This is a genomic window from Pantoea sp. JKS000250, assembly GCF_003201065.1.
Classification (GTDB): Bacteria; Pseudomonadota; Gammaproteobacteria; order Enterobacterales; family Enterobacteriaceae; genus Pantoea; species Pantoea vagans.
This window is the reverse complement of record NZ_QICZ01000001.1, coordinates 1462185-1474146: the sequence shown is the minus strand read 5'-3', so window position 1 is coordinate 1474146 and position 11962 is coordinate 1462185. Positions and strand designations below refer to the sequence as shown.

Annotated in this window: 14 protein-coding genes; 10 read left to right on the top strand and 4 right to left on the bottom strand. The window is 56.2% G+C overall.

Annotation, left to right across the window (positions count from 1 at the left end):
• The first annotated feature begins 34 nt into the window (after window positions 1-34).
• Together lysA and BY447_RS07025 are read left to right on the top strand one after the other, a co-directional pair.
• Window positions 35-1291 (top strand): diaminopimelate decarboxylase, encoded by a 1257-nt coding sequence (gene lysA / locus BY447_RS07030; RefSeq protein WP_110330841.1) that lies wholly within the window; start codon window positions 35-37, stop codon window positions 1289-1291.
• A 3-nt stretch (window positions 1292-1294) separates the two neighbouring features.
• Window positions 1295-1744 carry a GNAT family N-acetyltransferase gene (locus tag BY447_RS07025; RefSeq protein WP_095706730.1) on the top strand — a complete coding sequence of 150 codons (450 nt, stop codon included), beginning with the start codon at window positions 1295-1297 and terminating at the stop codon, window positions 1742-1744.
• 39 nt (window positions 1745-1783) lie between these two features.
• Here BY447_RS07025 and BY447_RS07020 read toward each other — a convergent pair whose 3' ends face one another.
• The 4 genes from BY447_RS07020 to mutH form a co-directional block, all read right to left on the bottom strand.
• A complete protein-coding gene (locus BY447_RS07020) occupies window positions 1784-2824 on the bottom strand; it encodes an NADP(H)-dependent aldo-keto reductase (RefSeq protein WP_013358923.1) in 1041 nt (346 codons plus the stop codon).
• Window positions 2825-2963: 139 nt separating this feature from the next.
• Window positions 2964-3182: a YgdI/YgdR family lipoprotein gene (locus tag BY447_RS07015; RefSeq protein ID WP_013358922.1), complete on the bottom strand. Its 219-nt coding sequence runs from the start codon at window positions 3180-3182 to the stop codon at window positions 2964-2966.
• A gap of 118 nt (window positions 3183-3300) precedes the next feature.
• Entirely contained in the window at window positions 3301-4011 is a 711-nt protein-coding gene (locus BY447_RS07010) for a TerC family protein (RefSeq protein ID WP_003853954.1), read from the bottom strand.
• A gap of 100 nt (window positions 4012-4111) precedes the next feature.
• A complete protein-coding gene (gene mutH, locus BY447_RS07005) occupies window positions 4112-4789 on the bottom strand; it encodes a DNA mismatch repair endonuclease MutH (protein WP_110330840.1) in 678 nt (225 codons plus the stop codon).
• Between the two features lie 684 nt (window positions 4790-5473).
• On the opposite strand from mutH, the gene rppH reads away from it, so the two are divergent.
• From rppH to BY447_RS06960, 8 genes are all read left to right on the top strand, one after another.
• Window positions 5474-6001: an RNA pyrophosphohydrolase gene (rppH, locus tag BY447_RS06995; RefSeq protein ID WP_009087042.1), complete on the top strand. Its 528-nt coding sequence runs from the start codon at window positions 5474-5476 to the stop codon at window positions 5999-6001.
• A gap of 12 nt (window positions 6002-6013) precedes the next feature.
• A complete protein-coding gene (gene ptsP, locus BY447_RS06990; RefSeq protein WP_033783993.1) occupies window positions 6014-8260 on the top strand; it encodes a phosphoenolpyruvate--protein phosphotransferase in 2247 nt (748 codons plus the stop codon).
• Between the two features lie 138 nt (window positions 8261-8398).
• Window positions 8399-9280: a prolipoprotein diacylglyceryl transferase gene (lgt, locus tag BY447_RS06985; protein WP_033733822.1), complete on the top strand. Its 882-nt coding sequence runs from the start codon at window positions 8399-8401 to the stop codon at window positions 9278-9280.
• Window positions 9277-10071 (top strand): thymidylate synthase, encoded by a 795-nt coding sequence (gene thyA, locus BY447_RS06980; RefSeq protein ID WP_110330839.1) that lies wholly within the window; start codon window positions 9277-9279, stop codon window positions 10069-10071. Before lgt ends, thyA begins: the two co-directional genes overlap by 4 nt.
• Before the next feature lie 188 nt (window positions 10072-10259).
• On the top strand, window positions 10260-10730 hold the full coding sequence (locus BY447_RS06975) for a prepilin-type N-terminal cleavage/methylation domain-containing protein (RefSeq protein WP_110330838.1): 471 nt from the start codon (window positions 10260-10262) through the stop codon (window positions 10728-10730).
• Complete coding sequence (locus tag BY447_RS06970; RefSeq protein WP_110330837.1) at window positions 10727-11254, top strand: prepilin peptidase-dependent protein; 528 nt, start codon at window positions 10727-10729, stop codon at window positions 11252-11254. Before BY447_RS06975 ends, BY447_RS06970 begins: the two co-directional genes overlap by 4 nt.
• Window positions 11251-11655 (top strand): DUF2509 family protein, encoded by a 405-nt coding sequence (locus BY447_RS06965; protein ID WP_013358914.1) that lies wholly within the window; start codon window positions 11251-11253, stop codon window positions 11653-11655. The genes BY447_RS06970 and BY447_RS06965 overlap by 4 nt, the downstream gene beginning before the upstream one ends.
• Window positions 11656-11701: 46 nt before the next feature.
• On the top strand, window positions 11702-11941 hold the full coding sequence (locus BY447_RS06960) for a prepilin-type N-terminal cleavage/methylation domain-containing protein (RefSeq protein ID WP_033733820.1): 240 nt from the start codon (window positions 11702-11704) through the stop codon (window positions 11939-11941).
• Window positions 11942-11962 lie beyond the last annotated feature (21 nt).

Here is an 11962-nt window from a genome sequence, read left to right as displayed (position 1 = left end):
GGCTTAATGCGGTTATCGCCACAGGAGAATTGCTATGCCACGTTCATTACAGAGTACCGACACCGCCCTCAACGCCACTAACCTGCTGCCGCTGGCACGCCGTTATGCCGGTCCATTCTGGGCTTATGACGCACAGATTATTCAGGCGCGTATTGCTCAGCTGCAGGCGTTTGATGTGGTGCGTTTTGCGCAGAAAGCCTGCTCAAATATTCATATCCTGCGCCTGATGCGTGCAGCGGGTGTGAAAGTGGATTCGGTATCGCTGGGTGAGATCGAACGTGCGCTGGCTGCTGGCTACCAGTCTGGCGGTGACGAGATCGTCTTCACTGCGGATCTGTTCGATCAGCCGACACTGGCGCGGATTACTGCGTTGAAGGTGCCGGTCAATGCCGGTTCGATTGATATGCTGCATCAGCTCGGCGCGGTGTCACCGGGACATGCGGTGTGGCTGCGGGTCAACCCAGGTTTTGGTCATGGCCACAGTCAGAAAACCAATACTGGCGGCGAAAACAGCAAGCACGGTATCTGGCACGACGACTTAGACGAGGCGCTGGCGGCCATTAAACAGCACGGCCTGAAGCTGGTGGGTATTCACATGCACATCGGCTCTGGCGTGGATTATTCGCATCTGCAGCAGGTCTGTGATGCGATGGTGGAACTGGTGATGGAATCGGGTCAGGATCTGACTGCGATCTCTGCAGGCGGTGGCCTTTCTATTCCTTATCGCTACGGCGAAGAGGCGATCGATACCGATCACTACTTTGGACTGTGGGACGCGGCGCGTCAGCGTATCGCTCAGCATCTGGGTCATGCGGTCAAACTGGAGATCGAACCGGGCCGTTTCCTGGTGGCCGAAGCGGGCGTGCTGGTGTCGCAGGTGCGGGCAGTGAAGTCGATGGGCAGCCGTCATTTCGTGCTGGTCGATGCCGGTTTCAGTGACCTGATGCGTCCCTCCATGTATGGCAGCTATCACCATATTTCGCTGATGGCGGGCGATGAACGGGCGATTGATGAGCAGCAGACCATCGACACGGTAGTGGCCGGTCCGCTGTGCGAATCGGGCGATGTCTTTACCCAGCTGGAGGGCGGCATGGTCGAACCGCGCGCGATGCCGGCAGCAAAAGTGGGCGATTATCTGGTGTTTCACGACACCGGTGCTTACGGTGCCTCTATGTCCTCAAACTACAACAGCCGTCCGCTGATCCCGGAAGTGCTGTTTGAGCAGGGCCAGCCGCGCGAAATCCGTCGCGCGCAGACGATTGAGTCGTTGCTGGCGCTGGAAATCGATTAACTTATGAAAATCGTCCCGCTCAGCGATGTGCCGCAGTTTGCCGATCAGATCACCGACTGGCAGTGGCGCGCTTTTGGCGAAGCCAGCAGCCGGGCGTTCTTCGCCAGTGTGGTAAACAGCAGCCTGACCGGCGCTGATTTTCCGGTGACGTTTGTCGCTGTAGAGGCGGGCAGGGCAATCGGCACGGCGGGATTCTGGCGCTGCGATCTGATCAGCCGTCAGGATCTCTATCCGTGGCTGGCGGCGCTGTATGTGGATGAGTCGGCGCGCGGCAAAGGTGTCAGTGAGGCGCTGCAGCAGCATGTCATGGCTTATGCACAGGCTCGCGGCTATCCACGATTGTGGTTATGGTCAACGTTTGGGGGATATTATGAACGGTCTGGCTGGCTGGCGCAGGGAGAGGCGCTGGAGTATCCCGATAAGCCGGTGAAACTCTATTATCGTGACCTGTGAGAGAGGCCAGCCGCCCTGCGGCAGCTGGCAACAGAGTATTTATGGCGCAGGATAGGTATAACGGCGGTGGATTGCCTCAATACCTTCCAGAATCTCTGTATTTAAGGTCAGATTGAAGCTGTCGATATTAATCTGCAGCTGCTCAAGCGTTGTGGCGCCCAGCAGCGTGCTGGCCACAAACGGCTGCTGACGCACATAGGCCAGTGCCATCTGCGACGGGTCAATCTGATGCTGTTGCGCTAACGCCACATATTCGGCAATCGCCTTCTGAGACTGCTCGCCGCTATACCGGGTAAAGCGACTGAACAGCGTGTTACGTGCGCCCGCAGGCTGCGCACCGTTCAGATATTTACCGCTCAGCGTACCAAACGCCAGGCTGGAATACGCCAGCAGCTCGACGCCTTCATGCTGGCTGATTTCGGCCAGACCCACTTCAAAGCTGCGGTTCAGCAGGCTGTAAGGATTCTGAATGCTGATAATGCGCGGCAGTTCATGCTTCTCCGCCAGCTGCAGATAGCGCATCACGCCCCACGCGGTTTCGTTCGACACGCCGATATAACGGATTTTACCGGCGCGCACCTGCTCGGTCAGCGCTTCCAGCGTCTCCAGCAGCGTCACCTGGGCCGTGGTCTCGCTGTACTGATAGCCCAGCTTGCCAAAATAGTTGGTCTGGCGCTGCGGCCAGTGCAGCTGGTAGAGATCAAGGTAGTCGGTGTTCAGACGTTTCAGGCTGGCATCGAGTGCGGCGCGGATGTTTTTACGGTCCAGTGCCATATCCGGGCGAATCGACGCATCATTGCCGCGTGACGGACCCGCCACTTTACTGGCCAGAATGATTTTATCGCGGCTGCCGCGCTGTTTAAGCCAGCTGCCAATGTATTGTTCGGTCAGACCCTGGGTTTCCGGGCGCGGTGGCACCGGATACATTTCAGCGGTATCAATAAAGTTGATGCCGGAACGGATAGCTAAATCCAGCTGAGCATGGGCGTCGGCTTCGCTGTTCTGTTCGCCAAACGTCATAGTGCCCAACCCCAGCTGACTCACTTCCAGCGTGCTGTGGGGAATACGATGATAGTGCATTGCCAGCTTCCTTTTTTTATGGAATGGAATGTTGTGTCCTCAGGGACTATAGCGCGAGCAACGGCGGGGAAGGAAGGGGGAAAAGTCGGGGAAATCACCTGCCAGCGCGGAATCGGTGGCAGGTCATTAAATCGGGCACTTAACGTTCAATGATCGTTGAGACCTCATCGCTGTTAATCTGCACCTCGTGACCCGTCTGGTCGGTGTACTGCACCAGGCCGGTCTCTTTATCAATGCTCGGCTTGCCCTCGGTCATGATCATCCGGCCATCTTTAGTCGCCATGACATAATCAGAACTGCATCCACTCAGTAACGCTGCGGTTACCATCACCAGTGCTACGCCTGCCAACCCTTTCATCACGCCTCTTCCTCACAAATCGTTAAGTGCAAAAAGTGTAGTAATAAATGGTTTTGCCGGCAGGGTTAATCGTAGGATTCTGAAAATAACCGGGCGAGCAGGCTCGCCCTTGACTTTCTCAGGCGTGCTTTTTCTTACTGCGCATAAGGTTAAGGCACTCAACCGCCATGGAGAAGAACATAGCGAAATAAATGTAACCTTTTGGTACGTGGACCGCGAAACTCTCCAGAATCAGGGTAAAACCGACCAGAATCAGGAAGGAGAGTGCCAGCATTTTCACTGACGGATGGCGCTCGACGAACTCACCAATAGCGCGTGCGGCAAACATCATCATCAGCACCGCAATCACAACGGCTGCCATCATAATGAAAAGATGATCGGAGAGGCCGATGGCAGTGATCACCGAGTCGAGGCTGAAAATAATGTCGAGCATCATGATCTGCACAATCGCGCCAAGGAACGAATGAACGCGGGTATTGTGTTCGCCTTCGCTGCCTTCAATCGTTTCATGGATCTCCATGCTCGATTTCCACAGCAGGAACAGACCGCCAAACAGCAGAATCAGATCGCGCGCCGAGAACGCATGATCCATCAGCGTAAACAGCGGATTAGTCAGGCGGGCGACCCACGCGATGGAAGCCAGCAGGCCAAGACGCATTAACATCGCGCCCATCAGACCAATGCGGCGTGCACTGGCTTGCTGGTGCTTTGGCAGTTTAGCGACCACCAGCGACAGGAAAATGATGTTATCAATACCCAGCACCACCTCAAGGATGGTCAGGGTGCCCAGCGCCAGCCAGGCGTTGGGATCGGAAATCCACTCAAACATACCGGCATTCAATCCTAAACGAAAAGTAAACGGCGATTATACGCATTGAATTCGCCAATCTCCCACAAAATTGCGACGATGGTCGCGCAGGATAAGCGATTTACAGGAGAAAATGGCGCGCCAGCAGGGGACCGGTGAAGCTCTTCTTCAGGTAGAAGCCGCGCGGCAGGGTCATGATGGGCTGGCCCTGATCGCCGATTCCCTCGGTCAGTGCCTTACTGTTAGCGGCTTTAGGCCGGATTTGCAGCCAGGCACCATGCCGTGCGGTAATCTGCTCAACGCGCCCCAGCACGATCATATCCATTAGTTCTTCCCAGTCCTGACGCAACATCTCATCTTCTTCCGCATTTGGGCTCCATAACAGCGGCGCGCCGACACGGCGTTCCCGCAGCGGAATCTCACGCCCGCCTTCAACCGGGATCCACAACACCCGCGCCAGCTTGTGACGCACATGGCTGGTGAGCCAGGTCACGCCGCTGTTACCGGTCAGCGGTGCGACGCAGACAAAGGTGGTTTCCAGCGGTTTACCCTGTGCATCAATCGGGATGGTTTTCAGTTCGATACCGAGATGGGCAAAGTCCTGTTCCGCTTTGCTGCCCGCACTCGCCCCAAGATGCCACTCCAGCAGCATGCCGACCCAGCCTTTATCGCGTTTAAGATCCGCAGGCATGGGCAGACCGGCACGCGCAGCCAGCGTTTCCATAGGTAATCCGGCTAAATCCTGCGCGCGTGCCAGCAGGCTGGCTTCATCTTCGGGTGGTCCTGGGGGATAACGCATGTTGATAACTCGCAATGGTTAAAATTTGTACAGCTGCGGGTAGCTAAGTTGTCCCGCTAAAATAAATCGTGTCCGGGATCGATAATAACATGATAGATCATGCTTTTTTAGGTGGATTGCCCTCGCGCTATCCGCAGTAGGCCAGGGTTATCCCAGCTTACCCGCAACAATGAACAGGATCTCCAGCCCGGTTATCCACAGAAAAGTGGGATAACCCCCTTATGTTTGCGGTACTGGTTCCATTTACAGCCTTGACTTTTCGCTATTTGACCAAATTTTCACCGCCATGACCTAACCCTGAGCAATTATCTGTGGATAAAAAGCGCTGTGCTTATAATTTAGCCAATTGTCAGTAGGCGTAAAAATATTCGCTGTTTATAAAAAGCCGATGAAGCAAGATTCTGCATTAATTTCATTTTTAATCAGTAAGATAACAAACTAACTCTTTTTGGCATTCCCAGGTGTGATGGCAGGGTTATTCAGTTAACTCCCGCGTTCTGCACAAAGCTATCCACAGAAAAGGTGAATAAGATCGATCTTTTTTGCGGTCTTTGTTTATAACTTTGCCCTTTTCTGTGAGTTATCCCGCTATTGATGGCTCAACCCCCCATGAATCCAGTGGTTTACCGCCTGTAAGGAGTGTGAAACAATCAGGCCATTCAAATTTTGCTTTGAGGTAGTCCGGTGATCGATGATGATGGCTACCGCCCGAATGTTGGTATCGTAATCTGTAACCGGCAGGGACAAGTGTTATGGGCCAGGCGCTTTGGACAGCACTCCTGGCAATTTCCTCAGGGAGGCATCAATCCCGGTGAAACCGCAGAACAGGCGATGTATCGCGAACTGTTCGAAGAGGTCGGATTACACCGGAAAGATGTTCGAATACTTGCCTCTACCCGTAACTGGTTGCGTTACAAGTTGCCAAAACGTTTGGTGCGTTGGGACACAAAGCCGGTATGTATCGGCCAGAAACAAAAGTGGTTTCTTCTGCAGTTAATGTGTAATGACGCGGATATCAATGTGCAGCACAGCAGCACGCCGGAATTTGACGGCTGGCGCTGGGTCAGTTTCTGGTATCCGGTGCGTCAGGTTGTCTCCTTTAAGCGCGATGTCTATCGTCGGGTAATGAAGGAATTCGCTGGCGTGGTGATGTCTATGCAGGAGAGTGCGGGGCAGCGAAATAATCCTGCCCATCGACGTAAGAGAGGATAGGCCACGCCCTTTATGCTCACTCAGTTGCGCGAAATTGTAGAAAAAGTGGCGAGTGCGCCGCGTCTCAATGAAGCACTCGACATCCTGGTCAATGAGATCTGTCTGGCGATGGATACGGAAGTCTGTTCCGTTTACCTCGCCGACCACGATCGTCGCTGCTATTACCTGATGGCGACGCGCGGCCTCAAAAAACCGCGTGGCCGCACCGTGACGCTGGCGTTTGACGAAGGTATCGTCGGTTTAGTGGGCCGTCTGGCCGAACCGATTAACCTTGCTGACGCCCAGAGTCACCCCAGCTTTAAATATATCCCCGCAGTCAAAGAGGAGCGTTATCGCTCCTTCCTCGGCGTGCCCATTATCAGCCGTCGCCAGCTTCTTGGCGTGCTGGTGGTGCAGCAGCGCGAACACCGTCAGTTTGATGAAAGCGAAGAGTCATTCCTGGTGACGCTCGCCACCCAGATGGCGGCGCTGCTGTCGCAGTCTCAGATGGGTCAGCTGTTTGGTCAGTTCCGGCAGACGCGGGTGCGCGCCATTGCAGCAGCGCCTGGCGTAGCGGTGGCACCCGGCTGGGTCGATGAGACGCAGCCTCTGCTCGATCAGGTTTCGGCCGCCTCGACGCTGGATGTACAGCGTGAACGTGAGCGTCTGTCACTTGCCATGAGCGAAGCGGCCAGTGAATTCCGCCGCTTCAGCAAACGTTTCAGCGCCAGCGCACAGAAAGAGAGCGCGGCCATTTTCGATCTCTACTCTCACCTGTTAACCGATGCCCGGCTGAAGAAAGATCTGTTCGACGAGATCGAGCGCGGATCGGTCGCGGAGTGGGCTGTGAAACAGGTGATCGAGAAGTTTGCTGAACAGTTCGCCAGCCTGACTGACAACTACCTGCGTGAACGCGCAGGCGATCTGCGGGTGCTGGGTCAGCGTCTGCTGTTTCACCTCGATGATACTCTGGTCGGCACGAATGCCTGGCCGGAACGCTTTGTGCTGGTCGCCGATGAGCTGACTGCCACTACCTTAGCGGAGCTGCCGCAGGAGCGGCTGGCGGGTGTGGTAGTGCGTGACGGCGCGGCTAACTCCCATGCGGCGATCCTGACCCGTGCTATGGGCATCCCGACGGTGATGGGCGCTGACATCCAGCCTCATCAGCTCAACAAACGCCTGCTGATCGTTGATGGCTATCGCGGTGAGCTGCTGATCGATCCCGAGCCGGTGCTGGTGCAGGAGTATCAGCGGCTGATCAGCGAAGAGAACGCGCTGAGCAAAATGGCGGAAGGCGTGGTCGATCAGCCGGGTGAGCTGAAAAGTGGCGAACGCGTGCAGGTGATGCTCAATGCCGGATTAAGCCCGGAACATGAACAGGCGCTGGGCAGCTGGGTGGATGGTATCGGCCTCTATCGTACCGAAATCCCGTTTATGCTGCAGAACGGCTTCCCGTCGGAAGAGGAGCAGGTGGCGCAGTATCAGGGCATGTTGCAGCTGTTCCACAATAAGCCGGTAACGCTGCGAACGCTGGATGTGGGGGCAGACAAACAGCTGCCCTACATGCCGATCAGTGAAGAGAACCCCTGCCTGGGCTGGCGTGGCATCCGCCTGACGCTCGACCAGCCGGAAATTTTCCTGGTGCAGGTGCGCGCGATGCTGCGCGCCAATGCCGCCTCCGGCAACCTCAGTATCCTGCTGCCGATGATCAGTCATATCGACGAGATCGATGACGCGAAACAGCTGATCGATCGCGCCGGACGCGAAGTGGAGGAGATGCTGGGCTATGCGATTCCCGCGCCGCGTATCGGCATCATGATCGAAGTGCCGTCGATGCTGTTTATGATCCCGCATCTGGCGTCCCGGGTCGATTTTGTCTCGGTCGGCACCAACGACCTGACGCAGTATCTGCTGGCGGTGGATCGTAACAATACCCGCGTCGCGAACCTGTACGACTCGCTGCATCCGGCGATGCTGCGCGCACTGAATGCGATTGCGCAGGAAGCCCGCCTGGCCAATCTGGAATTGTGCCTGTGTGGTGAAATGGCAGGTGATCCGATGTGCGTCGCGCTGCTGGTCGGCCTGGGTTATCACCATCTCAGCATGAACGGTAAAAACGTACCGCGCGTTAAGTACCTGTTGCGTCATCTGGATCATGAAGAGGTACAGAAGCTCAGCGAGCAGGGAATGAATGCCGACACTGCCACCGAAGTTCGCCATCTGGTCTCGGCCTTTATGGAGCGACGCGGATTAGGTGGGCTTATCCGTGGTGGTCGTTAGACGCTGAAGCAGGCTTAACGCGTTATCCGCGTTTACATTTGCAAGACAATTCACAAAACCGGCTGTGCTATGATGCGCAGCCTTAATTTATGTGCCTGACAACGCCCCTTTTCAGGGTTGAAAAATAGACGGTGAATGATGAATAACGGCTATATTGCATTTCCGCAGTTCGATCCGGTGATCTTCTCGATCGGACCGGTTTCGCTGCACTGGTACGGTCTGATGTATCTGGTGGGCTTTGTTTTCGCCATGTGGCTGGCAGTACGCCGCGCCAATCAGCCTGGCAGCGGCTGGAAAAAAGAGGAAGTTGAGAACCTGCTTTACGCCGGTTTCCTGGGCGTCTTCCTGGGCGGCCGTATCGGCTATGTCCTGTTCTACAACTTACCGCTGTTCCTGGAAAATCCTCTCTATCTGTTCAAAGTCTGGGATGGCGGCATGTCGTTCCACGGTGGCCTGATCGGGGTGATTGTGGTGATGCTGATCTTTGCCCGCCGCACTAAACGTAATTTCTTCCAGGTTTCGGATTTCATTGCGCCGCTGATCCCGTTTGGTCTGGGTGCCGGTCGTCTCGGCAACTTCATTAACGGCGAGCTGTGGGGACGTGTCGATCCGGGCTTCCGTTACGCCATGCTGTTCCCCGGCTCCCGCAGCGAAGATGTCGCGCTGGCCGCCACCAATCCGCAATATCAGGAACTGCTTAACACCTACGGCGTACTGCCACGTCATGCTTCGCAGCTCTATGAACTGGCGCTGGAAGGTGTGGTGCTGTTTATCATTCTGAACCTGTTTATTCGCAAGCCGCGCCCGATGGGCAGCGTCTCAGGCCTGTTCCTGATCGGCTACGGTGCCTTCCGTATCATCGTTGAGTTCTTCCGCCAGCCGGATGCCCAGCTTGGCCTGTTTGAAGGCGGAATCAGTATGGGACAGATCCTCTCTGTGCCGATGATTGTTGCCGGTATTATTATGATGATCTGGGCGTATCGTCGTCGCCCGCAGCCACAATTTCGCGAGGAAAAATGAAACAGTATCTGGATTTAATGCAACATGTGCTGCACGAAGGCACACCAAAAGCTGACCGTACCGGCACGGGTACGCTTTCAATTTTTGGTCACCAGATGCGTTTCAATCTGCAGGATGGTTTTCCGCTGGTCACCACCAAGAAATGCCATATCCGCTCCATTATTCATGAGCTGCTATGGTTCCTGAAAGGTGACACCAACATCGGTTATCTTAAGGAAAATAACGTCTCCATCTGGGACGAGTGGGCAGATGAGAATGGCGATCTCGGCCCGGTGTATGGCAAACAGTGGCGCAGCTGGGGCACGGCCAGCGGTCAGGAAATTGACCAGTTAAGCCAGGTGATGGAGCAGCTGAAGCGCGATCCTGATTCGCGGCGGATTATCGTTTCTGCCTGGAACGTTGGTGCGCTCAGCGAGATGGCGCTGGCTCCTTGCCATGCGTTCTTCCAGTTCTATGTGGCGGATGGCAAGCTCTCCTGCCAGCTTTATCAGCGCTCGTGCGACATCTTCCTGGGTCTGCCGTTTAACATCGCCAGCTATGCGCTGCTGGTGCATATGGTGGCGCAGCAGTGCGATCTGCAGGTGGGCGACTTCGTCTGGACCGGCGGCGATACGCACCTCTACAGCAACCATCTGGAGCAGGCGCGCCTGCAGCTGACCCGCGAGCCGCGTCCGTTGCCAAAGCTGGTGATCAAACGCAAACCAGCATCACTGTTTGACTATCAGTTCGACGATTTCGAGATTGAAGGCTACGATCCGCATCCCGCGATCAAAGCACCTGTCGCCATCTAATCCGCACTAAAAGATAACGCCCTGGCAACTTCGCCGGGGTTTTTTTTTGCCTGCACACCGGTAAATCTGCGGCACCCCTCGCACGCTTCTGACACTGCCTGTGTACGGGCGAAAATTCTCTGCGACACGCTTTCCAGCCTGTCACAACACCTGTTGTTTCGACTGTTCATCACCCGCACTCTGACGCCATGAAAACAGCACACTTACGCGGTTTTACCCTGCCGGAGCTGCTGCTGGTAATGGTGATTGCCGGCATTCTAAGCCTTGCCGCGCTACACGGCTGGCAGCGCTGGCAACAGCGGCAGCAACTGCGCGACAGCGCTCAGCAATTGCAGGGATTCCTGCTACGACTGCGTGCCCAGGCCAACCGGCAAAATAGCGACCTGGTATTATGGTCACAGCCTGGCGATCCCTGGTGCATCGGTGCCGGCAGCCGCCCCGTTGCGGGGTGTATTCACGGGAAACGGCTACATTTCATCGCGCCGCACGCGGGCGTGGCGCTCTATGACATTCGGGGCGAGCCGGGTTTCTATGGCCGCCGCAATGTCGCTAAGGCGGGCAGTATAGAGCTGGGGAACAGCGCCGGACGCATGCGGCTGATTATCTCAGCCAAAGCCCGTATTCGCCTCTGCATGATGGATGAGGAGACGTGCCGTTGAAGATCGCCGGATTCAGCCTGCTGGAGATGCTAATCGCCATGGCAATCAGCGCGGTCGTCATGTTAAGTACCGGGCGTTTTCTGCCGCTACTGCTGGCGGAGAGTGCTGGCGTACTGCAACAGGCGCAGCTGCGTCAGGAGTTACAACAGATGATAGCCACACTGGAAAAGGCGGTTCGGCGTGCCGGTTATTGTCACGGTGAGTGCGGTAGTGGTGCGCTGAAAATCAGCGAGAACTGCCTGCTGCTGCGGTGGGATGAAAACAGCAACGGTAAATGGGAACCGGTGGGCCATACGGAGAGTGACTATTACGGCTTTCGCCTGCGCCAGCAGCAGCTTGAGATGCAGCGCGGTGTTGACCAGTGTCAGTCAGCGGGCTGGGAACGGCTCTCCGATCCCGCATTCATGACAGTTGAGCAGTTCGGCATCAGCCAGCAGGGTACACAGGTCAGGATCGTGCTGCAGGGACGGGCCGGACGCTGGCTTGAAACGGTGGAGAGCTGGATAGAGGGCGTGAACCTGTGAAGCAGCGAGGCAGCAGTGCGCTGGGCATGGTGCTGATGATTATGGTGATCGGCAGCTTTACGCTGCATGCCAGCCGAAAGATGTCTGAGCAGGGAATGCGACTGCTGGCGGATGAGCAGCAGTTTATTCAGGATTTCTGGCGGGCGCAGTCGGCGCTGCAATGGGGACTTTCCCTGAGCTGGCCAGCGACGGAGTCAGCCCTGTGTCAGCAGGATGATCGTCAGGGCTGGCGCAGCTGTTTACAGCGAGGTGAAAGGGATGAAGGTCTGCTTAAAGGTGAGGCCAGCGGCAGTGGCATGGCGGTATGGCATTGGGTGCATTTACGGGGCAATCAGATTAGTGCGCTGCCGCACGGCTGGATTGATTACTGTCCGCTCACGTCCCCGGCAACCTGCCAGTAAATGCGGCGGATTCAGTCTGCCGGAAGTGTTGTTTGCTCTGCTGTTAATGGCATTAAGCAGCAGCACGCTGTTGCACTATCATCGCGCACTGGCGCTGGGATTCAGTCAGCAGTGGTATCAGCGCGAGGCATGGCGGGTGGCTGAGCAGCGCCTGGCAGGGCATGACGTTGCGGGCTGGACATCGACGCTGCAGCAGCAGAGCGGCCCTTCAGGCTGCACCCTGGAGCGGGCTGACGTGACGGGGCCTTATCAGCGCCGCGCTACTCTGACACGGCTGCGATGTTAAAGGTCGCGGGTCGCCCTTTTG

Bases quoted from the DNA above. Each gene is read 5' to 3' on its own strand.
- lysA (WP_110330841.1), top strand. From the start codon at position 35: ATGCCACGTTCATTACAGAGTACCGACACCGCCCTCAACGCCACTAAC.
- BY447_RS07025 (WP_095706730.1), top strand. From the start codon at position 1,295: ATGAAAATCGTCCCGCTCAGCGATGTGCCGCAGTTTGCCGATCAGATC.
- BY447_RS07020 (WP_013358923.1), bottom strand. From the start codon at position 2,824: ATGCACTATCATCGTATTCCCCACAGCACGCTGGAAGTGAGTCAGCTG.
- BY447_RS07015 (WP_013358922.1), bottom strand. From the start codon at position 3,182: ATGAAAGGGTTGGCAGGCGTAGCACTGGTGATGGTAACCGCAGCGTTA.
- BY447_RS07010 (WP_003853954.1), bottom strand. From the start codon at position 4,011: ATGTTTGAGTGGATTTCCGATCCCAACGCCTGGCTGGCGCTGGGCACC.
- mutH (WP_110330840.1), bottom strand. From the start codon at position 4,789: ATGCGTTATCCCCCAGGACCACCCGAAGATGAAGCCAGCCTGCTGGCA.
- ptsP (WP_033783993.1), top strand. From the start codon at position 6,014: ATGCTCACTCAGTTGCGCGAAATTGTAGAAAAAGTGGCGAGTGCGCCG.
- lgt (WP_033733822.1), top strand. From the start codon at position 8,399: ATGAATAACGGCTATATTGCATTTCCGCAGTTCGATCCGGTGATCTTC.
- thyA (WP_110330839.1), top strand. From the start codon at position 9,277: ATGAAACAGTATCTGGATTTAATGCAACATGTGCTGCACGAAGGCACA.
- BY447_RS06975 (WP_110330838.1), top strand. From the start codon at position 10,260: ATGAAAACAGCACACTTACGCGGTTTTACCCTGCCGGAGCTGCTGCTG.
- BY447_RS06960 (WP_033733820.1), top strand. From the start codon at position 11,702: ATGGCATTAAGCAGCAGCACGCTGTTGCACTATCATCGCGCACTGGCG.